The following is a 25,023-nucleotide window of genomic DNA, read 5'->3' on the forward strand; positions in this document are numbered from 1 at the left end:
TCACAATCCGGCGCTTCCGGCAACCATGAGCCGGCGTCAGTCAGCAGTTCTCATTATGGCCGCATTCCGACCGCGGACGGCGTGGCAGCCGTCCCTCCCGAGTCGATTTCGAACGCATTTTCGGGCATTGGGAGGGTCGGGTGCCACCCCGACCGAAAAGGGTGAAGCCATAATGAGAATCGCTGGGCATTAGTGATCCTCATCGTGCCGGCGGATCTTTTCCCGCACAGCCGTCTCGGCCTCGTCGTAGAGTTCGGCGATCGTTTCGTCGGCCAGCGAGTACACGCGGTCCTCGAATTCGGTCGTCCCGATCCGCCGGAAAAGGCGCGCTTCCGCATCGGCGACATCCTTGCCGTAGATGTGGTAGGAGTCCGCCTGCCAGTTGAGCCGGCCGAGATCGACCGTCCAGCCGGTGCGTTCCGTCAGGCCGGCGGCGATCACATCGCGGTTGAACATGGTGAATCCGAACATGTTCATGAAGTTGGCGCCCCACGCGTCGTTGCTCCTGAACCGGACGTTGCAGTTCAGGCGCCGCCGGTCGCCTTCGCCGGTCAGGCGGTACCACAGTGACTGCAGGCAGGGGGGGTCGTAACAGTCCGCATCGATGTGCGGCATCCATGTAATCATCTGTGCCTGGCGGGTGTGCGGCTCGGCCGCGAGCTTGGCGACGACCTGTTCGATCTGGTCGACGCGGAACGGTCCCGCCTCCTCGGAGCGCCCCTCCCGGCATTCACGCCAGGTCCCGTAGGAAGCGAGCCTCTGGTGGTAGGTGTACTCCCAGCGCGTATCTTCCGGATCGTTGAGGTTCCGGACCCAGTGATCCTTGGCCCCCGCAAGCTCCATGACGTACTCGCGGAGCGCCTCGATTCCGCCCGGAAACGCCCGGTGGATCATCGGGTCCTTCAGCGGTTCGCGCACGGTCAGGTTGAGCGTCGCGTCCAGGCTGGGCGGGTCGCCTTCGCGGTCGTACTGGGTGCTCATGCGCGCCCCGTTCTCATGCAGCGCCAGCAGCGCGCGCTCGTAACCCTCGGCCAGGGTCTCGCCTTCCACGTGCAGTACGGGGATGTCTCCGCTCATGTCTTCTCCTCCTCCTCGATGGACGCGTTCCTGTTGCACCTGACGGTATAGCATATCCCGCCCCGAAATCGGAAAGAAACCTGTTTCATCCCCGGCGCGAGTCCCCTAGGATGGCGCGTCTGCTCACAGAGGAGAGGGATTATGACGGTACAGGATACGGGGACGAGGATCATGGCGGTGTTCTGCGATTTCGAGAACATCGCGCTGGGGGTGCGCGAGGCGAAGGACGCCCGCTTTGAAATGGCGCGCGTGCTGGAGCGCCTGCTGATCAAGGGAAACATCGTCGTGCGCAAGGCGTACTGCGACTGGGCGCGCTACAAGGAATTCAAGCCCTCCATGCACGAGGCCTCTTTCGAACTGATCGAGATTCCCCATGTGCGGCAGTCGGGCAAGAATTCCGCGGATATCCGCATGGTGGTGGATGCGCTCGACCTCTGCTACACCAAGGAGCACGTCGATACGTTCGTGATCATCTCCGGCGATTCCGACTTTTCACCGCTGGTCAGCAAGCTGCGCGAGAACAACAAGACCGTGATCGGCGTCGGCGTCAAACAGTCCACGTCGGACCTGCTGACCGCCAACTGCGACGAGTTTATCTACTACGACGACCTCATCCGGCGGGAGGAAACGGGCCGCAAGCGCGCGGCGGCCGTCTCCCGTTCGGCCGGGAAGTCCAGAGGCGGGAAGTCCGGAGGCGACGCGGACGACCGCAAGGAGGAGGCGTGGAACTTGATCGTGGAGACCTACGAGGCGATGGTCGAGGAGCGCGGCGAAGGGAGCAAGATCTGGGGTTCGATGATCAAGCAGACCCTCAAGCGGCGTAAGCCGGGGTTCAACGAATCCTTCTACGGCTTTCGCTCGTTCAATGAACTCCTCGAAGAGGCCCAGCAGAAGGGCATCCTGGATCTGGAGTACGACGAGAAATCGGGCGGATACATCATCCGCGGATGCCACGGGGCGGGCTGAAGAACAGCGAGCCGCGATATGAACTACCTGAGTACACGCGGGGGAATGGCACCGGTCGGGTTCGGCGACGCCGTGCTGATGGGACTGGCGTCCGACGGCGGGCTGCTGCTGCCCGAGGCGATCCCGGAGGTACGCGACCGCCTCGAGGCGTGGCGCGGGCTGGATTACGCTTCGCTGGCCTTTGAAGTGATGCGGCTGTTCGCCGACGTGCCGGATGACGACCTCAGGCGGATGGTGGATCGAAGCTATGCCGTGTTCCGGGATCCCGAAGTGGCACCGGTGAAGCCGGTCGGACCGCTGTGGATCATGGAACTCTTCCACGGTCCGACGCTCGCCTTCAAAGACGTCGCCCTCCAGTTTCTCGGCCACCTCTTCGAATACCTGCTGGAGCAGCGCGGAGGACGGCTCAACATACTCGGCGCCACGAGCGGCGACACCGGAAGCGCGGCGATCTACGGCGTGCGCGGGAAGAAGGACATCCGCATCTTTATCATGCACCCGCGCGGCCGCGTGAGCCCCGTCCAGGAGCGTCAGATGACCTCCGTCCTCGACGGGAATGTTTTCAATCTGGCCGTGGAGGGCAGTTTCGATGACTGCCAGCACATCCTGAAGTCGATCTTCGGCGACGTGGAATTCAAGCAGCGGCATGCGCTGGGAGCGGTCAATTCCGTCAACTGGGCCCGCGTGATGGCGCAGATCGTCTACTACTTTTACGGGGCCTTCCGCGTGATGGATTCCACGGGCGCGGGTCGCGTCCGTTTCTCGGTGCCGACGGGCAATTTCGGCGATATTCTTGCGGGCTATCTGGCGTGGAAGATGGGGCTGCCGGTGGACCGCCTCGTGCTGGCGACCAACGAGAACGACATCCTGGCGCAGTTCTTCACCCGCGGCGTGTACCGCCGGGGCGAGGTGCACGCGACACTGAGCCCCTCGATGGATATCCAGGTCGCGAGCAATTTCGAACGCTATCTCTATTACCGGTCGGGCGAAGACCCCCGCAAGGTGCGTCATCTGATGGAAACCTTCCGCCGGACGGGCGGGATCAGCGTGGCCGCGGACGCCTCGGGCCGGATCGATCCCGTCTTCGCGGCGGGACGCGGGTCGCGGGAGCTTACGCTGGCGGTCATCCGCCGCTATCGTGAAGACTATGACTACCTGGCCGACCCGCACACGGCGGTGGGGATCGGCGTGGCGGAAGATTTTTGCGATCCGGAGGCTCCCATGATATGCCTCGCGACCGCGCACCCGGCCAAATTTCCGGACGCGATCCGGGAGGCGACCGGCGAAGAGGCGCAGCACGCGATTCTGGACCGCTGCCTGAACGCGGAGACGCGGACGGAACGCATGCCCGCCGACGAACAGGCCGTCCGGGCGTTTATCGCAGACCATGCGCTGGAAGCGGGATCTGAGACAGAATCAGAGTAAGAGTGAGAGACAGAGACAGAATTAGAGTCAGAATCAGAGTCAGAATCAGAGTAAGAGTGAGAATCAGAATCAGAGACAGAGACAGAGACAGAGTGAGCGTTGAGTGAGAAACCTGAGACTTGAAACCTGAGTGAGGCATGAATATCGACTTCTGGAAAATGCACGGCGCGGGTAATGACTTCATCCTGATCGACGACCGGGAGGGAGGTTTTCCTGCGGACGATCCGCAGCTTATCGCGGAGATGGCCCGACGCCGCACGGGGATCGGCAGCGAGGGCCTGATCCTGATTCAGCGCTCCGGTGAGGCCGACCTCAGGATGCGTTTTTTCAATCCCGACGGGGGCGAGGTGGAGATGTGCGGCAATGGAGCGCGGTGTTTCGCGCGCCTTGCCTTCGACCTGGGGGCGGCGCCGCGCGCGATGGAATTCGAAACGGTCGCCGGGCGGCTCGGCGCCGAAGTGCTCGAAGACGGGAGCGTGCGGCTGCGCATGACCGAACCCTCCGGATGGGTGCTCGACGGGCGCCTCGAGGTAGAGGGAGAGGAGTTGCGCTATGATTTCGTCAATACCGGCGTGCCGCACGTGGTCCTGACGGTGGAGGATCTCGACGACGTGGATCTGGAAGGCACGGGGGCGGCCGTACGGTACCATCCGCAGTTCGCCCCCGCGGGCACCAACGTGAACTTCATGCAGGGGTGCGACGGCAACACGCTGTGCGTACGCACCTACGAGCGCGGCGTCGAAGGCGAGTCCGGCGCGTGCGGCACCGGCATCGTGGCCTGCGGGTTGACCGCGGCGCGGCACGGATTGACGTCCCTGCCCGTCACGGTCCGCGCGGGAAGCGGCGACCTCCTCGAGGTGGACCGCCGTGAGGAAAACGAATGCGGGCCGCGCGTGACGCTGACCGGCCCCGCCGTCTACGTGTACCGGGGTCGCTGGAGGCCGAGTCCGCGGCAGAATAAGCATTTTTGAACTTTTTCCTTTGGCATTGATCAAAAGCTAACATATGGTCTCCGTTCCCATGGAATCAGCAACAGGCAGTCAGGGAAGCCGCGTATGGAGGGGCGTTGCCGCCGCTCTGGTGTTCATCACGCTCGCCGTCTCCGCCGAAGCGCAGTCGGTTTCGAGCATGTCGACCAGCCAGCTCATCTCGCAGGCGGAGTCGATGCTGGCGGAAAAAAGGTACGGTCAGCTTCCCGAATACCTGAATGAGATCATCACCCGTCTCAGCGAGATCGAGAGCGAGGATGCGCGCGGCACGCTGGACTTCGCACGCTTCCGGCTCGGCGAGGCGTACTTCTTCACCGAACAGTACGACAAGGCGGTCACCACCTTTGAGACGTATCTCAAGGAGATGCCGAAGGGTCAATGGCGGCAGTCGGCCAGCATCTACACCGCCGAGGCCCACGCCATGCGGCAGAACTGGCAGGGGATTATCGATGCCCTCGAGCCCGTCATGGCCGAAGCCGCGGAGCTTTCCGAAAAGCGCAGACGACTCGCGAGCCTGCTGATCGGCCAGGCGAATTTCAAGCTGGAGCAGTGGGGCGAGGCCTATCCCGCGCTTCGCTACGCGATGGACCATGCCGAGCGCGATGAAGTGCGGCGCAATGCCACCGTGATGGCGGTCACCTGTCTCGTGCGTCTCGACCGGTTCGACGAGCTCAGCCGCCTCCTGCCCAGGGTTTACCAGTCCGACGCCCGCTACGACGTGGCGCTGAATATCGCCCTGATGGAAGGCGGGGCGCGCAAATACGACGCCGAGCAGTACATGGAGGCGCTGCTTCTCTACCGGCTCGTGTTCCTCAAGTCGGAACTGCTCGATCGCCTCAAGGCCGACATGGCCGCAAATAAAAAAATCGTGGAGGAAAAGTTCCGGGCCGGCGCGGGCAAGGATTACGATCGGTACAAAGAGCGCAAGCGGCGCGCGGAACGGGAACTCGAAACGCAGCAGGAGCAGCTCCGGGAGCTGCAGGACATCCCCGATTACGATATCGATATCCGCATGCGCATCGCCCAGACCTACGACGGGATGAAGCGTCACTGGCCCGCCTACCTGCTCTACCGTTCCATCTACCGCAACCACCCCGACCACCAGCTCGCCGAGACCGCGCGCTATGCGACGTTTTCCTCTCTGCTCGGCCTGAAGCTCGAAGAGCGCGCCGTCGAGGAGGGCATCGCCTATCTGGACGATCATCCGCGCGGCGAATACTGGGAGCAGGTTTCGCTCAATCTTACGCGCCTGCACATGAAGAACGGCGACTTCGAGCGGGCTTTGGCGATGGCGGGGCGCGCCCTGGAGGAACGCCCGCGGCATTCCGACCGCGACGAGCTGCTCTACCTGACGGGCTTCAGCCATTTCAAGCAGGGCGATTACGAGAAGGCGATCGGGCAGTTCGCGGAGGTCAGCGAAGATCACCCCGGCAGCTCGTTCGCCGAACCCGCCGGGTACTGGCACGGGATGTGTCTGCTCTACCGCGGCAAATATCCGGAGGCGCGTGCGCAATTCGCTTCGTTCATCGACACCTACCCCGACAGCCGGTTCGCGCAGGACGCCACCTACCGCCTGGGCGTCTGTTATTACGGCGAGGGCGAGATCGAACAGGCGGAGGAAACCTTCTCGCAGTTCATCGAGAAGTATCCGCTCAGCGACCTGCTCTCCGAGGCCTACGCCATGCGCGCCGATATCGAAGCCTCCCGCGGCGAGGTCGAGGCCGCGTACGAGGATTACGTCAAGGCGCGCGAAAACGCGAAACACGCCTACCAGGTCAGCTATGCCGTCTTCCGCAGCGCGAAGCTGTACGAGATGGAAGGCCGCTACGAAGAGATCATCGAGATCATGAACGGCTACCTGGAGCGCTGGGGCGAGGAAGCGGATGTCGCCGAGGCGGCGTACTGGATCGGCAAGGCGCGCCGTGAGCAGGGCAATCCGGCCGGGGCGCTGGAGGCCTATCTCGACGCGATTACGCGCTTCGGCGACGATCAGAGCAATTACGGCGTGGACCTGATCATCGACGATATCGTCAACCGCACATCCGAGTTCGAGGGCAGCGAGGGTTATGAGCAATTCCTCAGGGAACTGGAATTCAAACTCCGCCGCATGGGCGGGGACAAGAGGACGCTGAAACTGCGGCTGCAGACGCTTTTCGCTCAGACCACCGACTCGGACGACAAACGCGAACAGTATATGCAGCAGATCCTGCAGCCGGAGCTGATCGACGAGGCCGCCCCGTCCACGCTCGCGCTCATGAGCCGTGCCGCCTATGCGCGCGGGAAGTACGACCTGGTGCAGAAGGCCTACACCGAGTTCAGGGAGCGGCACGAGGCCTCGGATCTCTTCCTCGATGCCATGCTCGCCCGCGCGGGCGTCCACATGGTGGACGAGGAATTCGACAAGGCGGAACCGCTGCTGAACGACATCCTCGACCGCTACGGGTACGTCGCCGACACCGGCGAGGCCCAGAAGATGCTGGCCGATGTCTACCGGGAGAAGGGCCAGTACGAACAGGCCGTCGAGAATTATAAGAAGATCTTCTCCGTCCCGGCCTGGGGTGGCGAGATGAAGCCCGAGGCCCTGTACTGGATGGGTGTCAGCCACTTTGAAAACGGTGACGTGCGCAAGGCGTTCGGCTTCTTCCAGCGCGTGTACGTGCTGTACGAAGCCTATCCCCAGTGGGCGGCGCGGGCCTACCTCAAGAGCGCGCGCTGTCTCAAAATTATGGGCAAACAATCCGAGGCCCTCGCCACGTACAGGGAAATGCTGAACAAGCGTGAAGTCTACGCCGGACTGCCTGAGTACGAGGAGGCGCTGGAGCTGCGGGACGAGCTGCAGGCCGAGCTGCCGGAGTCGACGGCTGAAGAGGCGTCGGAGGAATCGTAAGTTATGCGTTTTAAGCGGATGGTATGGTGTGGAGTGCTGATGGCGGCTGCGGCGGTGACGGCGCAGGATGAGCCTCTGGCGCGCATGACGCTGCAGAGCGGGAAGAAGTGGGTGGTCTATCTCCAGGGGCGCAAGGGCGATGTGCTCGAGATGCGCCGCAAAGGCGATCAGAACGCGATCCAGATGCCCGCTTCCGCCTTCAGCGAAATGGAATTCCGCATCGAGGTGGACCTCGAAGAGGCCCGCGACTGGTATCGCAAAGGGGAATTCGACCGCATTCGCCAGGAAGTGGGCGGTCTGATCGAGGAACGACTTCCCTATCTCGATATCCCCAACAATCTTACGCCGTACTCGATTCTCATGCTCAAGGCGAACTACTGGGACGGGCATTACGATGAAGTCGTGGAGTCCGCGGAACGGTTGAGCGAGTCGCTCGACGACGACGTGCGCAGGACCGCGGAGGGATTCCGCGCCCTCACGCACCTGGAGCGCGAGGAGACCAACGACGCCCGCCGCATTATCGAGAAGCTCGACATCCGCGAGGATGCGGAGGGACAGGGTGCCATGGACTGGTATCTGCTCTCGCTCTACAGGCAGCAGCGCGGCGAACTGATTTCCTCTCAGGAAACCGTCGCGCACGTGGTGGCCTTTCATCCGCGCGATTTCGAGTGGATGCCGGCCGCCCTTCATCATTCGGCCGAGTTGTACGGACTTTCCGATGACTTCAACGCGGCCGACCGCGTCATCGCGGAAGTGCGGACGTTCTTCGGTCATACATTCTGGAGCAACCGGGTGGATTCACTCCAGACCCGGTTGCGTGAACTCGAACGTGAAGCCATGAAATCGGAGTGACGAGACAACGTCTCAGGGAGTAACCCGGAGAAGGAGTGCCATGTACAAGACGAAAGATACCCGACGGATGACGAAAGCGTTCTTCGCCGTGATGGCCCTGGTCCTGTTTGCGGCGGCAGCGGCCTGGGCGCAGGAGGAGGGCGCGGCGGCCGAAGATCCCGAAAAGATGCTGACGCTCTGGGACATGATCAAGGCCGGCGGCTGGGCGATGGTCCCGCTGCTGCTCTGCTCGCTCGCCACGGTCACGTTCATCGTCCAGAACGCCCTCGTGCTGAGCGAGAAGAAAATGCTGCGCCCGGACCTCGTGCCCGGCCTGAAGCGCAAAATGGCCGACAAGGATCTCGCCGGCGTGAAGGAAGTCTGCAGCAGCGAACGTTCCCTGCTCACCGATGTGCTCGGGGCGGGTCTTGAGCGGTGCGGCGGAGCGGACGACCTCGAGATGGAAAACGTCAAAGAGGCTATTGACGAGGCCGGAACCGAACAGATGGCCACCTACATGAAACCGATCAACTACCTCTCGATCATCGGCGCGGTCTCGCCGATGCTCGGACTGCTCGGTACGGTGATCGGTATGGTCAAGGCGTTCCAGACGATCGGCACCCAGGGGATGGGCCGGCCCGAAATGCTGGCGGCCAATATCGGGGAGGCCCTCATCACGACGGCCACGGGCCTGATCATCGCCATTCCCGCCATGCTGTTCTATTTCTTTTTCCGCAACAACTTCACCAAGTATATGGCCACGATGGGGCGCACCGTGGGCGGCATGCTCGACGCGCTGTGCACCGGCCGCGTTCCGGAAGAGGAGGGACTCGAGGAAGCCGCCGCGGAGGGCGAAACGGAGACCGCGTAACGGCGGAACAACCCCGGCCGGAGCAGCGGAGAGGATGCTATGAAATTCACGATGCCCAAAGGAGAAGAGGCCGAGGTGCAGATGGCACCGATGATCGATATGGTGTTTCTGCTGCTCATCTTCTTTATGGTGGCCTCTCAGCTCAACGAGATGAACAAGATCGACGTCGACCTGCCCGTGGCCGAGGATTCGGCCATACCGGAAGACCAGTCGGGGCGGCGGCTGATTTCGGTCAAGGAGACCGGACAGGTCTTCGCCGGACTGAATCCGGTGTCGCTGGAACGGCTTACCGAAATCGTGAAGCAGGAACTGGAGATTAATCCGCAGGTCCGCTTCTTCATCCGCGCCGACGAACAGGTGCGCCACGGTGAAGTGAAAAAAGTGATGAAGACCTGCGCCGAGGCCGGGGCGGCCGACCTCATCTTCGCGACCTACCAATCGGAGTAACGCGGCATGGATATTCGTGAAATGCTCGATGAGAAGCCGGAGCTGCAGATCGCGCCGCTGATCGATGTGGTCTTCCTGCTGCTCATCTACTTCATGGTCAGCGCCTCGCTCATCAAACAGGAGGCCGAACTCGGGGTGACCCTGCCCGGCAAGGTCGAGCAGACCGAAGAAGTCGAGATGCCCGACGAGCAGGTGATCATGATCAACGGCTCGGGCAAGGTGCTGCTCAACAATCGCGAATACGGCAATGTCGACTCCCGCGAAATGCCCGAGCTGGTGGCAACGCTCGGCCGCTACCGCCAGGCGTCAGAGGCCCTCAACACCAAGGCTTTCGTGACGGTCCAGGCGGCGGATGAGGCGCTCCACCAGCGGGTGGTCGATGTGATGAACGCCTGCGCCGCGGCGGGGATCAAAAACCTTACATTCGGTATTCAGTAATCCATGGCCAAAATACGCCGAAGAAAATATAAAAAGACGCACTGGACCCGGAATGCCGCGCTCGTCAGCATGATCATCCATGCGCTGTTCCTCTTCACCGCCGGATCGATCGTGGCGGTCAAGGTGTTCAAGCAGGCGGAGACGACCTTCGAGGGCTCGAATCGCGAACGCCCGAAGATGGAGCTGCGCCAGCTCAAGATCCCGGTCACCGTAAAAAATATGCAGCGGCGCAGCAGGCGCCCCGCGGTTCAGGTGCAGCCCCGCCTGGCGGCGCGCACGGTGGCGGAGCAGAAGATGCCCGATATCAGCCTCCCGAGCCGCGGTCTATCCGGCGACCTGGCCGGAGGTATGGATCTGGGCGGGAGCGTGGAAGGACTCGGCACCTCGGGCGGAAGCCTCGGATTCGGCATCTCATCGATCAATTTCTTCGGGGTGAAATCCGAGGGGGAACGAGTGATGTTCCTTATCTCGGCCCACAATTCGATGATGCTCGATGAACGCGGCGGGATCCCGGCCTACACGAAGGTCAAGGAAGAGATCGTGCGCCTGATCAGAGGCATGTCGCCCGCGACCGTGTTCAACGTCGCGGTGTTCTCAGGCCACCGGGTCAACATGTTCGCCCAGGAGATGGTGCCGGCGACCGAGCCCAACCGTGACCGCGTCGCCTCCTGGTTTGCGCAGTTCAACACGTCCCACGACCAGCGCGGCACCCGAGGAAATAACTACCGCCCCTCGCGCACCTTCGAGCCGATCGGCGAACACATCGTCCATCAGACCCGCGCTCTGATGTCGGCCTTCGAGCAGCAGGCGGACTCGATCTTCATGATCGCGGCCGAGCGCTGGTCCCTCCGCGTGGAGATGACCGAGGAGGAGCGCATTGAATACCGTGATGACCGCGGCTGGGACCAGGAGCGCCTGAAACAGTGGCGTGAAGTATTCATCCCGCGGGCCCGGAAGGAACTGGAGCGGATCAACAGAGAGCGGCAGAAGAAAGGTCTTCCCCCCGCCGTTTACCGTCATCTTCCCCACTTTATCCACGAACGCTGGCCGAATAGAGAGCAGCCCCCTGCGTTCCCTCACTATTCCCAGGACGATCAGGAAGAGACGATCGAAAATGCCGTGATCAGTCACTATCGGCGCGAAGGCCTCGACAAGCCCTCCGTCAATATTATCCTCTTCCGCGGGAAAGATGAGGAAATGGACCGTAAGTCCCGGATCGACGCGGATTTCTTCGACGAGATCACGCAGGATTACCGCGGCACCTTCCGCGTCCTGGAAGGGCTGGAAGGGATCGATTACGAGATGACCGACGACTGAGCCGCCGGCTATGCCGTGCGGCCGGGATGCTCCTGAACAGGGGTCTGAAGAGGGTAGCCCGCCGCTTTTATCTGGTCTGGTCCCACCTCCATCCGGCATACTCGCCGACATCTTTGAGGCGTTACGGACAGGTTCCCCCCGGAGACGAACATGGGTTTGATGGACCGCATAAAGGGCGTTAAAAACCAGGGCCGACCTCACTGGACACGCAATGCCGCGCTGGTGAGTTTGGCGGTGCACGCGCTGCTTCTGCTGGCCGCGGGATCGATCGTCGCCGTCAAGGTCTACAAGCAGCAGCAGACCACCTTTGTGGGCGGTGACCGCGAGCGTCCGCGGCTGGAGCTGCGCAAACTCCGCATCCCCATCACGGTCAAGAACATGCAGCGCCGCAGCGCGCGCCCCTCCGTCCAGATCAATCCCCGCCTGGCGGCCCGGACCATGGCGGACCAGGCCATGCCGGACGTGAGCATGCCCGCGCGCGAACTCGGGGGGGACATGCTCTCCGGGCTCGACCTCGGGGGCGGCGGCGTCGAAGGACTGGGCACCGGAGGCGGGAGCCTCGGCTTCGGGATCTCGTCGGTCAATTTTTTCGGGGTGAAATCCGAGGGCGAGCGGGTGATGTTCCTCGTCTCCACGTGGAGCGGGATGATGGTCGACGATCGCGGCGGGATCCCGGCCTACACCAAGGTCAAAGAGGAAATCGTACGCCTGATCAACGGTATGTCCCCCGCCACGGTGTTCAACGTGGCGATGTTCGACATCAACAAGGTCAATATGTTCTCGCGTGATATGGTCCCGGCCACAAAGGACAACCGTCGCCGGGTTTCGGACTGGATCGAACCGTTCAATACGGAATACGGTCAGCGAGGCGCGCGCGAAAACAACTTCTATCCGCGCCGCACCTACGAGCCCGTAGGAGAGGACATCTGTCATCAGACGAAAGCCCTGCTCGCGGCGTTTGAGCAGCAGGCGGACTCGGTCTTCATGATCATCGCCGACCGGTGGTCGAAGCGTGAACCGATCACCGAGGAGGAACTGGTCGATTTCTGGGAGGACCACGGCTGGTCGGTGGAGGAGCAGCAGCACTGGGAGGATGTAATCGTTCCGCGCGTCCAGGATGAACTGGAGCGGATCAACCGAGACAGGAAGAAAAAGGGTCTTCCTCCCAAGGTGATCCGGCACACCTACGAGTTTGTAGGCGAGCGGTGGCCGGACATGGAGCGCCCCCCCATCCCGCCTCACTACGACGAGGAGCAGCAGCTCGAGACGCTCGAGGAGGCGGTGATCTATAACTTCCGGCGCGAGGGGCTGGGCATCCCGTCCGTGAATATCATTCTCTTCCGCGGCGAAGACGAGGACCTCGATCGGCGCGATCAGCGCACGGCCGCGTTCTTCGACGACATCAGCGACGAGTTCAAGGGCCGTTTCCGCGTGCTCGAGGGGCTTGAGGCGATCGAGTATGACTATGAATGAGCATGATGAATTCGCGGGCATGGGCGTCTATTCGCTTCACACCGAAAACATTTAACGGGCGAACCGCCAATGGACGCAGATCCACGCGAATAATTCTGGGGCTGCTCAGGGTTTCCGCTCAGCGTTTCAGATCGACGATCCTCTCCAGTGGAGTTTCTGGCTGAGCAGTTTGAAGTAGCTGTATTCTTCCAGGTGGACGAAACGGACGCCGCATTTCGCGCGGCGCACATGCAGGGTGCAGCCGGGGGTGATGTCTCCGGGGTGATCGCGCCCGTCGATTGAAAGCACGAGGGGCTTGGCCGACTCACCCACCCGGATTGAAATCGTGCTCCGGTCCGGGATGACCAGCGGGCGGCTGCTCAGGGTGTGGGGGCAGATCACGTTGATCGCGAACACGGGCGAGCCGGGGTAGAGGATCGGTCCGCCCGCGGAGAGCGAATGCCCCGTGCTTCCCGTGGGCGTCGACACGATCAGACCGTCGCACATGAACGTGGCGATGTGTTCCCCGTCCACGCTGAGATCGAGCGAGACGATGCTCGACGAAGCGCCCCAGCCGACCACCACGTCGTTCAGCGCGCGCGCGCGGGCGGGCTCGTCGTCGCCGGGCACTTCAAGTTCGCAGGCGAGGGCGGCGCGTTCCTCGATTGTGCAGGCCCCCTCGCAGAGGGCGTCGACGGCCTGTTCCACCGCCTCTTCGCCCACCGTGGTCAGAAATCCGAGGCTGCCGAGGTTGAGTCCCAGGATCGGCGTATCCGAACCGCACAGGAGGCGTGCCGCGTAGAGCACCGTGCCGTCCCCGCCCATCGCGAACAGGACATCCGCGCGCCGGGCCAGGTCCCCGGCCGGCACGGATTCGGCCGCCGCCATGCATGCTGCCGTATCGGGGTCTGCCAGCAGGGCCAGTCCGCGCTCTGCCGCACGGGTCTCGAGCCGGCCGAGCACGGATTCCGCGTCGGCGCGCTGCAGGTTCGCTACAATACCGATGCTCTCAGGCTTCATCTCCCCCTCCCTTTGCGGTCGTGTCCTGCGCGTGGTCGCCCTCCAGCGTCCACAGGGCCAGGTATTCGACATTCCCCGCGGGGCCGCGCACCGGCGAAGGCACGCAGTCGATCCAGCGGCAACCGGGCTGATCCTGACCGAAACGCCGGACGCGTTCAATGGTATCCTTCCGGACCGACTCGTCGCGCACGACGCCGCCGCGCGCGACCTGACCGCGACGCGCCTCGAATTGCGGCTTGATCAGGGTGACCATCCACGTGCCGGGCGAGGCGAGGGGGATGACCGCGGGCAGAATAAGGGTCAGCGAGATAAAGGAGACGTCCACGCAGATGAACCCCACCCGTTCCGGGAGGGCGTCCGGTTGCAGGTAGCGGGCGTGGACGCGTTCCATGACGACCACGCGCGGGTCCTGCCGGAGCCGATAGTCGAGCTGGCCGTAGCCGACATCCACGGCGTACACGCGCCGTGCGCCGTGCTGGAGCAGGCAGTCGGTGAACCCGCCGGTCGAGGCGCCGACATCCAGCGCCGTGCGGTCCGTGACCTCGAGGTCGAACGCGTGCAGCGCATGTTCCAGTTTGTAGGCGCCGCGCCCGACGTACCGCTCGCGCGCGGCGACCTCGATCTCCGCGTCCGGCATGACGGGCCGTCCCGGTTTTGTGACCGGGACGCCTCCGACCCTGACCTCGCCGGCGATGATGAGGCGCCGGGCCCGCTCCCGGCTCTGCGCCAGCCCCCGTTCGACGAGAAGTTGATCAAGACGCGGTTTTTTCATACCATGCCGTGTTCGAAAGACTGAATCGCTATTACGCAACGGACGGAAGCATAGCATGCCCGGACTCTACATTCACATCCCCTTCTGTCTGCGGAAGTGCCCGTACTGCGACTTCTATTCGATCCCGCTCCGGGACGGACGCATCGCGGATCGGTACCTCAACGCGCTCGGGCGGGAACTGCGCCTGCTGGCCGCGGAGTTCAGGCCCGCGACGGTCTACGTCGGAGGAGGGACGCCGACCGCGCTCGAACCCGAACAGCTCCGCCGCCTCTTCCGGATGCTGCACGAACACGCCGGGGCGGCCGATGCGGAGGAGGTTACCTGCGAGGCGAATCCCGGCACGATGGAGCGCGAGACGCTCGATGCGCTCCTCGAGTCGGGGGTCAACCGGATCTCGGTCGGAGTGCAGTCATTCTGCAACGCCGCGCTCAAGAAACTGGGGCGGGTGCACAGCGCGGAACAGGCGTGGGAAGCCTGCCGCCGGGCGCGCTCGGCGGGGTTCGGCAACATGAGCATCGACCTCATCGGCGCCGTGCCGGGCGTCCGCAGGCGGGACCTGCGCGAGACGGTCGACAGGGTGCTGGACCTGCGGCCGGAGCATATCTCCTTCTACCTGCTCAGCTTCGAGGAGGGCACGCTGTTTCACCGGCTGCGGGAACGGGGCGCGATCGCGGAATGCGAAGAGGAGGAACAGGTCCGGCGGTTCGATTATGTGCGCGGAAAGCTTCGCCGCACCGGGTACCGTCATTACGAAATATCGAACTTCGCCGTCCCGGGGTTCGAAAGCCGGCACAACCTCCTGTACTGGGACGGGGAGGCCTATGCCGGCTGCGGAGCGGCGGCCCATTCCTTCCTGCAGGGCGAGCGTCGCGCCAACGTGCGCGACCTGGAAACCTATCTCCGGAGGCTGGAGGAAGGGGCTGCGCCGGTCGCCGAAAGCGATGTGATCCGGCCCGAAGCCCGGGCCCGCGAGCTGCTGGTCATGGGCCTGCGCAAGATCGGCGGCGTCGAGCGCGAGACCTTCCGGGAAACGACCGGCTACGACTACTGGAGTCTCTGCGGGCCGGAAATCACCGACCTCGCGCGCCGGAATCTGCTGGAGGTCGACCGCGAACGGATACGCCTGACCGGCGAAGCGCTGCTGATCAGCGACACCGTTTTCGCAGAGCTCATCTGAGCGTTTTTTGCTTGTTTATGCCGGCCCGTTCCCGTATGAATGCCCGTTCCACGGAAGACGTTCAGAACGCAGAGGGATCTGATTATGGCCAAAGTATGTGAACATTGCGGCAAGGGTCCGACTACGGGCAACCGCATTATACGCAAGGGTTTAGCTAAAAAGAAGGGCGGCATCGGGCTGCACACGACCGCCGTGACGCGGAGGCGGTTCATGCCGAACCTCCAGAAAATCCGGGTCCGCGAGAACGGCGGGGTTGTGACGCGCCGGATCTGCACCGCCTGTATCCGGGCGGGCCGGATCGAAAAGGCGTGAATAGAGCAGGTATACAGGACCCAAACGTGTACGGGGTGTCAGATGGATAATCCCAGAGAACTCGGCCAGGCCCGACTCAGCCTGGATGATACGCAAATCAGTTTTCCGGTGATCGAGGGCTCCGAGGGCGAGCGGGCGGTCGATATCCGCAAACTGCGCAAGGAGACCGGGCTGATTACCTACGATCCCGGGTTCGTCAACACGGGGTCCTGCTGCAGCCGGGTCACGTTCATCAACGGGGAAGAGGGTATCCTCCGCTACCGCGGATACGACATCGAGGACCTGGCGGAAAAATGCGAATTCATCGATGTCGCCTACCTCCTCGTGCACGGGGCGCTGCCCACGGAAGACGAGCACCGCAAATTCAGCCGTCTGCTCAACGAGCACTCCATGATCCATGAGGATATGCGCCATCATTTCAGTTTCTACCCGGAGCGGGCGCACCCGATGGCGGTGCTCTCCGCCATGGTGGTCTCGCTCTCCACCTTCTATCCCGAGCTTGAGGAGGGCTGGGACGAGGAAACCGACATCACTGTCTGCCGCCTGCTGTCCAAGCTCCGCACCATCGCCGCCTTCTCCTATAAGAAATTCATCGGCGAGCCGATCGTGCAGCCTAAGGCGGGCCTCAAGTATACCGAGAATTTTCTGAACATGATGTTCAACTCGCCGGTGAGCGAGTTCGAAGTCGATCCGATTATCGCCCGTGCGCTGAACAAACTGCTGATTCTCCACGCCGATCACGAGCAGAACTGCTCGGCGTCGGTGGTGCGGATGGTCGGCAGCGCGGAGGCCAACCTCTACGCCTCCATCTCGGCCGGCATCTGCGCCCTGTGGGGGCCGCTGCACGGCGGCGCCAACCAGCACGTGATCGAGATGCTCGAGTACATCCGCAGCGAGGAGAACGGAGACGTGTCCAAGGTGCTGGAGCGCGCCAAGGACAAGTCGGATCCCTTCCGGATGATGGGCTTCGGCCACCGGGTCTACAAGGCGTACGATCCCCGCGCCCGGGTGGCGAAACGCATCTGCCGTGAAGTCCTGAATCACCTGGGTCATGAAGACCCGCTGCTTGATATCGCGGTGGAACTCGAACAGGCGGCGCTGGAGGATGAGTATTTCAAGGAACGTAACCTCTACCCGAACGTGGATTTTTATACCGGCCTTACCTATCGCGCGATCGGCATCCCGACGAACATGTTTACGGTCATGTTCGCGATCGGAAGAATCCCGGGATGGATTGCGCAGTGGCAGGAAATGCGCGAAGATCCGCATAGCCGCATCGGAAGGCCGCGGCAGGTTTACATCGGTCCCACATCGGACGAAACCAGCCCGATTCAGATGTAAGACCCGGAGTGCAACACGGAGCCCGGGAATCCCTCCGGCTCCCGCGATCTCCGGAAGGCGGACCGGATTTTTTTCCGCCCGGATGCCATGAATAAAGACGAAAAGGCCCGACACGACGATCAGGTCGAATGCGCCTTTCTCGAAGCCGTCGCCCGGCGGCTTCCCATGGACGATGAGGTGCTCCGTCCGCTGGCCGAAGCCTATACCCGGCTGGGAGACTACGGGTCCGGGCTCGGCGTGGACCGGCAACTGGCCCGTCTCTGCCCCGAAGATCCGCTCGTCTGGTATAACCTGGCCTGCAGCCATGCGCTGCTCGGCGCGGTCGACGAGGCCGTGGCCGCACTCGGACGGGCGGTGGAAATCGGCTACGACGACTACGACTGGATGAAACAGGACCGGCACCTCGATCCGCTGCGCGACGACCCGCGCTTTCAGTCGCTGCTCGAATGGGTGTACGCCTACGGCGACGACGAAGAGGAGTCGTACGAGGAGTTCTAGGTCTCCACCCCGAGTCCCGCCCGGATCGCGATTCCGACCAGGAAACTCACGGCGGCCACGCCGAGGCTGAGCAGACTCATCTCCGTGAAACGGGCGCGGAAGGGTTCGTCGTTGGCTACGGATAGGTAGTAGTTGAACAGGGCGATGATCCCGAGGGCCTCCGCCAGCACGAAGGCGAGGCAGACCCCGTAGTGCCCGAACACGAGGTAGGGCAGAATCAGCAGCGCCACGGTGATGAAATAGGCGGTGCCGGTGTACAGCGCGGCCTTGACCGGCCGGCGATCCTGACGTTCCGCCTTGGCCGAGAGGTACTCGGAGGCCGCCATCGACAACGCAGCGGCAAAACCGGTGATCGATCCGCTCAACGCGATGAGTTCGGTGTTGCGCAGGGCGAAGGAGAGACCGGCGAGCGCCCCGGTCAGTTCAACGAGCGCGTCGTTGAGCCCGAGCACCACCGATCTTATGTAGCGCAGCCGCTCCTCGTCGATCATCCTGAGCAGCTTTTCCTCGTGCCCCTCCTCGTCGTGAAAGACGCGCTCGGCGTCGCGGATCTTCCCCGCCAGTTCCTCGTAGTGGTCCTGGGCGTCGTCCTCGTTGCGCTCCATCAGCTTGATGCCGAAGGTCAGCCCGAACACGCGGCTGATCCACGTGTAGAACAGCACCCGCTTCCGGTCGGGCTCGACGTCCTCACCGGTATAGTTCTTCCAGAGCTCGTAATGCTCCTTTTCGTCGTCGGCGATGCGCCGGAGCACCTCCGCGTTTTCCGAAGCGGACGGAAGCTCCGCAAGGGACTGGTAGATATGATATTCCGTGATTTCGTTGCGCTGGAATTTCAGCAGCAGCGCCCGCGTCGAGGGGTCTGTCGTCGTCTGCATGCCGTGCTCCTTTAGCGTGCCCCAGGCTCTGCTCCATTCCCGCGCGGCGCCGCTTCAGCTTCCCCGGAACCGGAATCGGGAACGCGGCCGACCGCCTTTTATCTTGCCCGTACTGCGCACGTTCTTATCATGGGCCTTTCGAGACGTGCAATCACCGATGCCGACCCCGCTCCGCAGGCGGGAGTGGCGTCCATCAACGAAAGGATATCCATCATGGCCAGAGTCTACAATTTCAGTCCCGGACCGGCGACGCTCCCCGAGGAGGTGCTGAAGGAAGCCCAGACGCAGCTCGCGGATTACAAGGGCAGCGGGATGTCGATCCTCGAATCCAGCCATCGCGGCAAAGAATATTCCGCCGTGCACGAGGAGGCCCGCAGCAATATCGCCGAACTGCTGAACCTTACGGAGGACTACGCCGTGCTCTTTATGTCCGGCGGGGCGAGCACGCAATTCGCGCTGGCGCCGATGAACCTGATGGGCGAGGGCGGCCGCGCGGATTACGTCGACTCCGGATCGTGGTCGACCAAGGCGATCAAGGAGGCACGGAAAATCGGGGAGGTCCATCTGGCCGCCGACGTCAAGGACGCTTCGCCCGCGCGGATGCCGAAGCCGGAGGAACTGACCCTGGATCCCGGCGCCGCCTACCTGCACCTGACGAGCAACGAGACCATCGCCGGGACGCAGTGGAAGACCTTCCCGGATACCGGCGAGGTGCCGATCGTGGCCGATATGTCCTCCGACATCTGTTCGCGCACGTTCGACGTGAACCCCTTCGGCCTGATCTACGCCGGCGCACAGAAAAACCTGGGCCCCGCGGGGGTCACCATCGTCGTCATCCGCCGGGACCTGGCCGAGCGCGCGGCAGGACACCTTCCGACGCTGTTCCAGTACCGCACGTTCGTCGAAAAGGACTCGCTGGCGAACACGCCGCCGGTGTTCCCGATCTATATCGTGTCGCTGGTGACGCGCTGGCTGCTGGATAAGGGCGGGATCGCCGGGATCGAGCAGCAGAACCGCGACAAGGCGGCCAAACTCTACGCGGCGATCGATGGCTCGGACTTCTACCGGGGCACCGCGGCTGCGGATTCGCGCTCGGATATGAACGTCACCTTCCGCCTGGCCGAAGAGGAACTCGAAAAGACCTTCATCGAAGAGGCCGCCCGGCAGGGCATGAAGGGCCTGAAAGGACACCGCTCGGTCGGCGGCGTCCGCGCCTCGATCTATAACGCCTTCCCGGTCGAAGGCGTCGATGCGCTGGTCGACTTCATGAAGGAGTTCGAGAAGAAAAACGGGTAACCGTTACCGCTTCGATTTCCCGCCGCCCAGGGCGCGGCGGAACTCCCGCGGCTCGGGACTGCCCAGGGCGGCGGTGAGGGCGAAATAGATGACGGCCCCGCCCGCGACCGCCCCGAGCACGGCGCCGATCTGGGCGGCTTTGACGGGGAGCGCGCCGCCCATGCCCCGTAAAACTCTGTGCAGAAGAAGGGCGGCGGGCACGAGCGCGGCGGTGCCCGCCGCGGCGCGCAGCGCCGAGAATCGGAGAACCTTCCAGTTCAGGGGGGCAGTCTCCCGCTGCAGAATGCGCATCAGCGCCGCGGCGTGCGCGGCCTCGGCCAGCACCGTGGCGAGCGCGATCCCGCCGTGCTTGTACGGCCTCGGCAGCGCGAGGATCAGCGTCACGCTCAGCACGAGATTCAGAACCATCGCCGCGGCGCCCACCCGCACCGGCGTCCGGGTGTCCTGGCGCGCGTAAAAAGCGGGAATGAGCACCTTGGCGGCGCTGAACACCAGCAGACCGGGCGCGTAGCAGCGCAGCGCAATCGCCGTGAGCTGCGTCGACTGCCCGTCGAAAATCCGCCATTCGAAAAGCATCCGCACCACCGGTACCGCCAGGACACCCAGACCCGCGGCGGCGGGAAGCATCAGGTAAAACATGCGGCGCAGCCCGTCGCCCGTCTCCGACGCAATGCGGCTGTGATCGGCCCGCGCGGCATGACCGGAAAACACGGGCAGAAGCACCGACCCGAGCGCTGTGGCGAAAATGCCGAGGGGAAAGTAGATGAGGCGCTCGCTGAAAAAAAGCGCCGCGGGCGCCTGCGGGCCTACGGCGTAGGCGAGAAGGCGGTCGATCACCACGTTGAACTGCGTGACCGCCATGCCCAGCGCCGCGGGGCCCATCAGCTGGATCACGCGGCGGACGCGCGGATCGCGGGTGTCGGGGTCGAAGCCCGGCCGGAACCCCCGTTCGATCGCGGAGGGCACCTGGACCAGCCACTGCAGGATGCCCGCGAGTACGACCGCCCAGGCGACGACCCGGATCTGCCCCGCGGGTCCGCCTCCGACCTGCGGACAGATCAGCACGACCGCCGCGATCCAGACGAGATTGAGCAGACACGGAGCGGCAGCGGGGACCGCATAATGGCCGCAGGCGTTGAGGGCCGCGCGGAAGAGCGCCGCAAGGCAGATGAACAGCATGTAGGGAAACATGATCCGCGTGAGATCGAGCACCGGCTGCAGACGGTCCGGGACGGCGGCCAACGACAGGAGACCGTGAGCGGAGAGCACCACTCCCGCCGTGAGGGCGAGCAGGACGAGGGCAGCCAGCGAGAACACCTTCCGCGCGAAGATCCAGGCCGCATCCCGCCCCGTGTGTTCCAGGTCGTGCGTGAACACGGGGATGAACGACGAGGAAAGAGCGCCTTCGCCGAACAGCCGCCGGAACAGATTGGGAAGCGTAAAGGCGAGCACGAACGAGGACATCGCCCCCGAGGTGCCGAAAAAACCGGCCATGAGCACGTCGCGCGCCAGTCCCAGCACACGGCTCAGCAGGGTGCATCCCCCCACCGTCGTGACCGATTTCAGCATATGATGATCGCGACTCACGCAGCGCAACCTTTCAACGCAGAGAAAACGTAAGGGTCCGTTCTCAGGACGCGTTTTTCAAGCATAACGCCCCGGTTCTTCAATTCACGCTTGAGTGAACGCAACAGGAGCATAGACTGCCCCGATACCGGTAATGGCAAAAGCGAGGCCCCGATGAACGTACCTCTTCTGGATCTTCGACGTCAGTACGAAACCCTGCGCGATGAAATCGAACCCGCCGTCCGGGAGATTTTCGAGACGCAGCGCTTTGTCGGCGGTCCGGCGGTGGAGGCATGCGAGCGCGCCATGGCGGAATACTGCGGCGCGGCCTTCGGCTGCGGGGTCTCCTCGGGTACGGACGCGCTGCTCGTCTCGCTGATGGCGGAGGACATCGGGGAGGGCGACGAGGTGCTGACGACGCCCTTCACCTTCTTCGCGACCGCGGGATCGATTATTCGCTCCGGCGCGCGGCCGGTATTCGCGGACATCGATCCCGTCACCTACAACCTCGATCCCGAAGCCGCCGCCGCCGCGGTGACCTCCTCGACCCGGGCGCTGATGCCCGTGCATCTATTCGGGCAGCCGGCGGCCATGGATCCGCTCGGCCGGCTGGCGGAGGAGCGCGGTCTCGCGATGATCGAAGACGCCTGCCAGGCGGTCGGAGCGGAATACCGCGGGCGGCGGGCCGGGTCGTTCGGGGACTACGGCTGCTTCTCGTTCTTTCCTTCCAAAAATCTCGGCGGGGCGGGGGACGGCGGAATGATCGTCACCGGCGACGAGGCCAGAGTGAAGCGCCTGAAGTCGCTGCGCAATCACGGCATGGAAGAACGCTACCACCATCACACCATAGGCGGAAACTTCCGTCTGGACGCGCTGCAGGCGGCGGTGGTGACGATCAAGCTACGCTATCTCGAGGCGTGGAGCGAGGCGCGTCGCGCCAACGCCGAACGATACGCCCGGCTCTTCGCCGGGACCGCCTGCTTCCGGTCGGGTGCGGTCCGCCTGCCGGAGACGGCGCCCGAACGGCGGCATATCTTCAACCAGTACGTGATCCGCGCCGAACGGCGTGACGCGCTGATGGCCCGTCTGCGCGAATCGGACGTGGGTTGCGCCGTCTACTATCCCGTTCCGCTGCACCTGCAGCCCTGTTTCAGGTCGCTGGGATACGCGCGCGGCGATTTCCCCGTGAGTGAAAAGGCGGCCGCCGAAGTGCTCGCCCTGCCGATCTTTCCGGAACTCACCGACGACGAGGCCTCCCGCGTGGTGGAGGCGGTCGAGGCGTTCTACCGGGACGACGCCTAGAGGAACGCCGCCAGCCACAGCGGCACGATGACGAGCGCCAGCGCATGGGTCAGCAGGACCCCCGCGGACATGAAGGCCCGGTCACCGCCGTACACCTCCGCCAGTGCGATTCCGCTGATCGCGACCGGCATCACGGCGACGATGCTCATCACGCGTTCCACCATCGGCGGCAGCGGAAGCGCGTACAGCAGTCCCAGCGCGAGGGCGGGAACCGCGACCAGGCGCACGGCGCTCATCGTCCAGAGCATCGGGTCCCGGAATTGACGGATGCGCTGTGACCCGACCCGGCTGCCCGCCACGATCATGGCCAGGGGGATCGTGGCCTCTCCGACCGTCCGGGTTGTGCGGAACAGAAAAGCGCCGAGGTTGCGGCCCTCGGGGTCGAGCAGCGCCCCGGACCAGCCTGCGGCGTCGGTGAGCGCGCGCACGGCGATCGCGACGGGAATTGCGATCAGGGCGGGATTCAGCAGCCCGCGGAAGTCGGCCGAACGGAGCGTCTGTCCCTGCAGGGTCCCGGCCCCCAGCGTCCAGAGCACCAATTTCGCGCCCAGCGAAGAAAACACGAGCACCGCCACGCCGCGGTCGCCGTAAAGAAACAGCACGATCGGCAGCGGCAGAAAGACGAAGTTGTTGACCGTGCACTGAAAAAGAAAGGCGCGGCGTCTTCCCGACTCCTCGTTCCGGAAGGCGGTCAGGGCGGCGCGGCCGACGGCGAACCCGGTCAGCATGATCGCCGCGCCCAGCAGGGGCACCTCCCAGTCGCGCGCGAGGGTTCGGAGCGTGTACTTGCTGTAGATCGAGGTGAAAATGAGACAGGGGAAGACCACATTGATCAGCAGGTTGGCGAGCTGCCGCGTGCCTTCGGCCGTCAGCCAGCCCCGGCGGCGCGCGATGACGCCGGGCAGCATCATCGCCAGGATACAGAGCACATTGAATACGAGCAGCATGAAGGTGTCGGGCATGGGGCGGTCCTTGACTTGTTTTTTCGATGGGCTGAGTGTAGACAAGAGCGCGGCGAATGCAAGCGGGGCTCCGTGAGCGAAAGGAAGGGATGAGATGGAGGCATGGCAGGAGTTTCAGGTGGCCGGGAACGAGTGGTGGCGGATCGCCGCGCTTTTCGGCTGCGTGCTGGGCGGATTGCTGATCGGTGCGCTGGTGCGCTGGTGGCTGCAGCGTGTCAGCTCGGGTTCCCGTCTCCGGAGTCGGCGAATCATGCGGACGGTGGTTTTCGCGGTGGCCCGGCCGGCCATGTTTTTCTTTTTCGTAACGGGACTGCAGGCTGGTCTGCGTTTTCTGAGGTTGAGCGAGGGGGTACAGGGCCTGGCCAACGATACGGTCCGCGTACTCTTCACCATCTCGGTTGCCTACCTCCTCTACGCGCTGGTCGACGTGCTCGAACAGGTTCTCAAACGCGCCGCCGACGGCACGAAGACGCGGCTCGACGATATGATGGTGCCGATGGTGCGCAAGAGCGCGCGGGTGACGGTCGTCGTGCTCGCCCTGGTGCAGATCGCCCAGATCCTGAGCGATAAGCCGATCACCTCCATACTGGCCGGGCTCGGCGTCGGCGGTCTCGCCGTCGCACTGGCCGCACAGGATACGCTCAAGAACTTTTTCGGCTCGCTGCTCATCTTCGCCGACAAGCCGTTCGAGATGGGCGATCGCGTAAAGTTTTCAGGCTACGACGGGCCGATCGAGGAGGTCGGTTTCCGCTCGACCCGTATCCGGACCCTGGAAGGCCACCTGGTCACTATTCCCAACGCCCAGCTCGCCAACGCCCCGATCGAGAATATCGGTAAGCGACCGCACATCCGGCGCGTGATGAAAATCGGGGTTACCTACGATACGCCGCCGGAAAAGGTCGACCGCGCACTCGAAATCGTGGGGGAGGTGCTCGACCGCCACGAGGGCATGGATCCCTCCCTGCCGCCGCGGATCTATTTCGACGACTTCGGCGCCTTCTCGCTGGATATCATCGTCTTCTACTGGTATCACCCCGCCGATTACTGGAAGTACAAGACCTTCAGCGGTGAGGTCAACCGAGAGCTGCTGCGGCGGTTCAACGAGGAAGGTATCGAGTTCGCGTTTCCGACTCAGACCCTGTATCTCGCCGGCGATGAAAACCGCCCGCTGGGAGTCGATACGGGGCCGGGCGGCTGAGGGC

Annotated in this window: 23 protein-coding genes; 17 read left to right on the forward strand and 6 right to left on the reverse strand. The window is 63.6% G+C overall.

The features are described from left to right. Positions 1 to 189: 189 nt before the first annotated feature. On the reverse strand, positions 190 to 1,077 hold the full coding sequence (locus L21SP4_RS04050) for a thymidylate synthase (RefSeq protein ID WP_052881459.1): 888 nt from the start codon (positions 1,075 to 1,077) through the stop codon (positions 190 to 192). Between the two features lie 141 nt (positions 1,078 to 1,218). Between L21SP4_RS04050 and L21SP4_RS04055 the strand changes: the two genes are divergently transcribed. The 10 genes from L21SP4_RS04055 to L21SP4_RS04100 all read left to right on the forward strand — a co-directional run bounded on the left by L21SP4_RS04055 (position 1,219) and on the right by L21SP4_RS04100 (position 12,721). Next, entirely contained in the window at positions 1,219 to 2,043 is an 825-nt protein-coding gene (locus L21SP4_RS04055; protein WP_052881460.1) for an NYN domain-containing protein, read from the forward strand. A gap of 18 nt (positions 2,044 to 2,061) precedes the next feature. After that, complete coding sequence (gene thrC / locus L21SP4_RS04060; RefSeq protein WP_052881461.1) at positions 2,062 to 3,468, forward strand: threonine synthase; 1,407 nt, start codon at positions 2,062 to 2,064, stop codon at positions 3,466 to 3,468. 137 nt (positions 3,469 to 3,605) lie between these two features. Next, positions 3,606 to 4,439, forward strand: coding sequence for a diaminopimelate epimerase (gene dapF, locus L21SP4_RS04065; RefSeq protein ID WP_052881462.1), 834 nt, complete (start codon positions 3,606 to 3,608; stop codon positions 4,437 to 4,439). A 49-nt stretch (positions 4,440 to 4,488) separates the two neighbouring features. Then, positions 4,489 to 7,344 (forward strand): tetratricopeptide repeat protein, encoded by a 2,856-nt coding sequence (locus tag L21SP4_RS04070; protein WP_160300660.1) that lies wholly within the window; start codon positions 4,489 to 4,491, stop codon positions 7,342 to 7,344. A gap of 3 nt (positions 7,345 to 7,347) precedes the next feature. After that, the gene (locus L21SP4_RS04075) at positions 7,348 to 8,196 is read left to right on the forward strand and encodes a hypothetical protein (RefSeq protein WP_052881464.1); all 849 of its coding nucleotides are present in this window, start codon (positions 7,348 to 7,350) and stop codon (positions 8,194 to 8,196) included. 40 nt (positions 8,197 to 8,236) lie between these two features. After that, a complete protein-coding gene (locus L21SP4_RS04080) occupies positions 8,237 to 9,046 on the forward strand; it encodes a MotA/TolQ/ExbB proton channel family protein (RefSeq protein ID WP_052881465.1) in 810 nt (269 codons plus the stop codon). A 39-nt stretch (positions 9,047 to 9,085) separates the two neighbouring features. After that, positions 9,086 to 9,493 (forward strand): ExbD/TolR family protein, encoded by a 408-nt coding sequence (locus L21SP4_RS04085; RefSeq protein WP_052881466.1) that lies wholly within the window; start codon positions 9,086 to 9,088, stop codon positions 9,491 to 9,493. Positions 9,494 to 9,499: 6 nt separating this feature from the next. Next, positions 9,500 to 9,931, forward strand: coding sequence for an ExbD/TolR family protein (locus tag L21SP4_RS04090; protein WP_082116515.1), 432 nt, complete (start codon positions 9,500 to 9,502; stop codon positions 9,929 to 9,931). Positions 9,932 to 9,934: 3 nt separating this feature from the next. Then, entirely contained in the window at positions 9,935 to 11,248 is a 1,314-nt protein-coding gene (locus tag L21SP4_RS04095; RefSeq protein ID WP_144413744.1) for a hypothetical protein, read from the forward strand. Between the two features lie 150 nt (positions 11,249 to 11,398). Beyond that, the gene (locus L21SP4_RS04100) at positions 11,399 to 12,721 is read left to right on the forward strand and encodes a vWA domain-containing protein (RefSeq protein WP_052881469.1); all 1,323 of its coding nucleotides are present in this window, start codon (positions 11,399 to 11,401) and stop codon (positions 12,719 to 12,721) included. 126 nt (positions 12,722 to 12,847) lie between these two features. On the opposite strand, the gene L21SP4_RS04105 is transcribed toward L21SP4_RS04100, so the two are convergent. Further along, positions 12,848 to 13,720: an NAD(+)/NADH kinase gene (locus tag L21SP4_RS04105; protein ID WP_052881470.1), complete on the reverse strand. Its 873-nt coding sequence runs from the start codon at positions 13,718 to 13,720 to the stop codon at positions 12,848 to 12,850. Then, complete coding sequence (locus L21SP4_RS04110; RefSeq protein ID WP_052881471.1) at positions 13,710 to 14,492, reverse strand: TlyA family RNA methyltransferase; 783 nt, start codon at positions 14,490 to 14,492, stop codon at positions 13,710 to 13,712. The genes L21SP4_RS04105 and L21SP4_RS04110 overlap by 11 nt, the downstream gene beginning before the upstream one ends. Before the next feature lie 55 nt (positions 14,493 to 14,547). Between L21SP4_RS04110 and hemW the strand changes: the two genes are divergently transcribed. The 4 genes from hemW to L21SP4_RS04130 all read left to right on the forward strand — a co-directional run bounded on the left by hemW (position 14,548) and on the right by L21SP4_RS04130 (position 17,820). Continuing rightward, positions 14,548 to 15,669 carry a radical SAM family heme chaperone HemW gene (gene hemW, locus L21SP4_RS04115; protein ID WP_052881472.1) on the forward strand — a complete coding sequence of 374 codons (1,122 nt, stop codon included), beginning with the start codon at positions 14,548 to 14,550 and terminating at the stop codon, positions 15,667 to 15,669. An 84-nt stretch (positions 15,670 to 15,753) separates the two neighbouring features. Further along, on the forward strand, positions 15,754 to 15,981 hold the full coding sequence (gene rpmB, locus L21SP4_RS04120; protein WP_052881473.1) for a 50S ribosomal protein L28: 228 nt from the start codon (positions 15,754 to 15,756) through the stop codon (positions 15,979 to 15,981). A gap of 42 nt (positions 15,982 to 16,023) precedes the next feature. Further along, positions 16,024 to 17,322 carry a citrate synthase gene (locus tag L21SP4_RS04125; protein ID WP_052881474.1) on the forward strand — a complete coding sequence of 433 codons (1,299 nt, stop codon included), beginning with the start codon at positions 16,024 to 16,026 and terminating at the stop codon, positions 17,320 to 17,322. An 87-nt stretch (positions 17,323 to 17,409) separates the two neighbouring features. After that, positions 17,410 to 17,820 (forward strand): TPR end-of-group domain-containing protein, encoded by a 411-nt coding sequence (locus tag L21SP4_RS04130; protein WP_052881475.1) that lies wholly within the window; start codon positions 17,410 to 17,412, stop codon positions 17,818 to 17,820. Here the strand turns inward: L21SP4_RS04130 and L21SP4_RS04135 are convergent. Continuing rightward, a complete protein-coding gene (locus tag L21SP4_RS04135) occupies positions 17,817 to 18,695 on the reverse strand; it encodes a VIT1/CCC1 transporter family protein (RefSeq protein ID WP_052881476.1) in 879 nt (292 codons plus the stop codon). The genes L21SP4_RS04130 and L21SP4_RS04135 overlap by 4 nt on opposite strands. 210 nt (positions 18,696 to 18,905) lie before the next feature. On the opposite strand from L21SP4_RS04135, the gene serC reads away from it, so the two are divergent. Further along, complete coding sequence (serC, locus tag L21SP4_RS04140; RefSeq protein ID WP_417999892.1) at positions 18,906 to 19,991, forward strand: 3-phosphoserine/phosphohydroxythreonine transaminase; 1,086 nt, start codon at positions 18,906 to 18,908, stop codon at positions 19,989 to 19,991. 3 nt (positions 19,992 to 19,994) lie between these two features. On the opposite strand, the gene murJ is transcribed toward serC, so the two are convergent. Continuing rightward, positions 19,995 to 21,578 carry a murein biosynthesis integral membrane protein MurJ gene (gene murJ, locus L21SP4_RS04145; protein WP_160300662.1) on the reverse strand — a complete coding sequence of 528 codons (1,584 nt, stop codon included), beginning with the start codon at positions 21,576 to 21,578 and terminating at the stop codon, positions 19,995 to 19,997. A gap of 153 nt (positions 21,579 to 21,731) precedes the next feature. Between murJ and L21SP4_RS04150 the strand changes: the two genes are divergently transcribed. Further along, positions 21,732 to 22,859 carry a DegT/DnrJ/EryC1/StrS family aminotransferase gene (locus tag L21SP4_RS04150; protein WP_052881479.1) on the forward strand — a complete coding sequence of 376 codons (1,128 nt, stop codon included), beginning with the start codon at positions 21,732 to 21,734 and terminating at the stop codon, positions 22,857 to 22,859. Here the strand turns inward: L21SP4_RS04150 and L21SP4_RS04155 are convergent. Continuing rightward, positions 22,856 to 23,821: an AEC family transporter gene (locus tag L21SP4_RS04155; protein WP_052881480.1), complete on the reverse strand. Its 966-nt coding sequence runs from the start codon at positions 23,819 to 23,821 to the stop codon at positions 22,856 to 22,858. The two genes, L21SP4_RS04150 and L21SP4_RS04155, sit on opposite strands and share 4 nt — an antisense overlap. Before the next feature lie 94 nt (positions 23,822 to 23,915). Here L21SP4_RS04155 and L21SP4_RS04160 point away from each other — a divergent pair, with 94 nt between their 5' ends. After that, on the forward strand, positions 23,916 to 25,019 hold the full coding sequence (locus L21SP4_RS04160) for a mechanosensitive ion channel family protein (protein ID WP_052881481.1): 1,104 nt from the start codon (positions 23,916 to 23,918) through the stop codon (positions 25,017 to 25,019). Positions 25,020 to 25,023 lie beyond the last annotated feature (4 nt).

The sequence above is a fragment of the Kiritimatiella glycovorans genome (genome assembly GCF_001017655.1).
GTDB lineage: Bacteria > Verrucomicrobiota > Kiritimatiellia > Kiritimatiellales > Kiritimatiellaceae > Kiritimatiella > Kiritimatiella glycovorans.

What these genes read in the sequence shown, in the direction of transcription:
- L21SP4_RS04050 (WP_052881459.1), bottom strand. Translation starts at nt 1,077, where the DNA reads ATGAGCGGAGACATCCCCGTACTGCACGTGGAAGGCGAGACCCTGGCC.
- L21SP4_RS04055 (WP_052881460.1), top strand. Translation starts at nt 1,219, where the DNA reads ATGACGGTACAGGATACGGGGACGAGGATCATGGCGGTGTTCTGCGAT.
- thrC (WP_052881461.1), top strand. Translation starts at nt 2,062, where the DNA reads ATGAACTACCTGAGTACACGCGGGGGAATGGCACCGGTCGGGTTCGGC.
- dapF (WP_052881462.1), top strand. Translation starts at nt 3,606, where the DNA reads ATGAATATCGACTTCTGGAAAATGCACGGCGCGGGTAATGACTTCATC.
- L21SP4_RS04070 (WP_160300660.1), top strand. Translation starts at nt 4,489, where the DNA reads ATGGAATCAGCAACAGGCAGTCAGGGAAGCCGCGTATGGAGGGGCGTT.
- L21SP4_RS04075 (WP_052881464.1), top strand. Translation starts at nt 7,348, where the DNA reads ATGCGTTTTAAGCGGATGGTATGGTGTGGAGTGCTGATGGCGGCTGCG.
- L21SP4_RS04080 (WP_052881465.1), top strand. Translation starts at nt 8,237, where the DNA reads ATGTACAAGACGAAAGATACCCGACGGATGACGAAAGCGTTCTTCGCC.
- L21SP4_RS04085 (WP_052881466.1), top strand. Translation starts at nt 9,086, where the DNA reads ATGAAATTCACGATGCCCAAAGGAGAAGAGGCCGAGGTGCAGATGGCA.
- L21SP4_RS04090 (WP_082116515.1), top strand. Translation starts at nt 9,500, where the DNA reads ATGGATATTCGTGAAATGCTCGATGAGAAGCCGGAGCTGCAGATCGCG.
- L21SP4_RS04095 (WP_144413744.1), top strand. Translation starts at nt 9,935, where the DNA reads ATGGCCAAAATACGCCGAAGAAAATATAAAAAGACGCACTGGACCCGG.
- L21SP4_RS04100 (WP_052881469.1), top strand. Translation starts at nt 11,399, where the DNA reads ATGGGTTTGATGGACCGCATAAAGGGCGTTAAAAACCAGGGCCGACCT.
- L21SP4_RS04105 (WP_052881470.1), bottom strand. Translation starts at nt 13,720, where the DNA reads ATGAAGCCTGAGAGCATCGGTATTGTAGCGAACCTGCAGCGCGCCGAC.
- L21SP4_RS04110 (WP_052881471.1), bottom strand. Translation starts at nt 14,492, where the DNA reads ATGAAAAAACCGCGTCTTGATCAACTTCTCGTCGAACGGGGGCTGGCG.
- hemW (WP_052881472.1), top strand. Translation starts at nt 14,548, where the DNA reads ATGCCCGGACTCTACATTCACATCCCCTTCTGTCTGCGGAAGTGCCCG.
- rpmB (WP_052881473.1), top strand. Translation starts at nt 15,754, where the DNA reads ATGGCCAAAGTATGTGAACATTGCGGCAAGGGTCCGACTACGGGCAAC.
- L21SP4_RS04125 (WP_052881474.1), top strand. Translation starts at nt 16,024, where the DNA reads ATGGATAATCCCAGAGAACTCGGCCAGGCCCGACTCAGCCTGGATGAT.
- L21SP4_RS04130 (WP_052881475.1), top strand. Translation starts at nt 17,410, where the DNA reads ATGAATAAAGACGAAAAGGCCCGACACGACGATCAGGTCGAATGCGCC.
- L21SP4_RS04135 (WP_052881476.1), bottom strand. Translation starts at nt 18,695, where the DNA reads ATGCAGACGACGACAGACCCCTCGACGCGGGCGCTGCTGCTGAAATTC.
- L21SP4_RS04150 (WP_052881479.1), top strand. Translation starts at nt 21,732, where the DNA reads ATGAACGTACCTCTTCTGGATCTTCGACGTCAGTACGAAACCCTGCGC.
- L21SP4_RS04155 (WP_052881480.1), bottom strand. Translation starts at nt 23,821, where the DNA reads ATGCCCGACACCTTCATGCTGCTCGTATTCAATGTGCTCTGTATCCTG.
- L21SP4_RS04160 (WP_052881481.1), top strand. Translation starts at nt 23,916, where the DNA reads ATGGAGGCATGGCAGGAGTTTCAGGTGGCCGGGAACGAGTGGTGGCGG.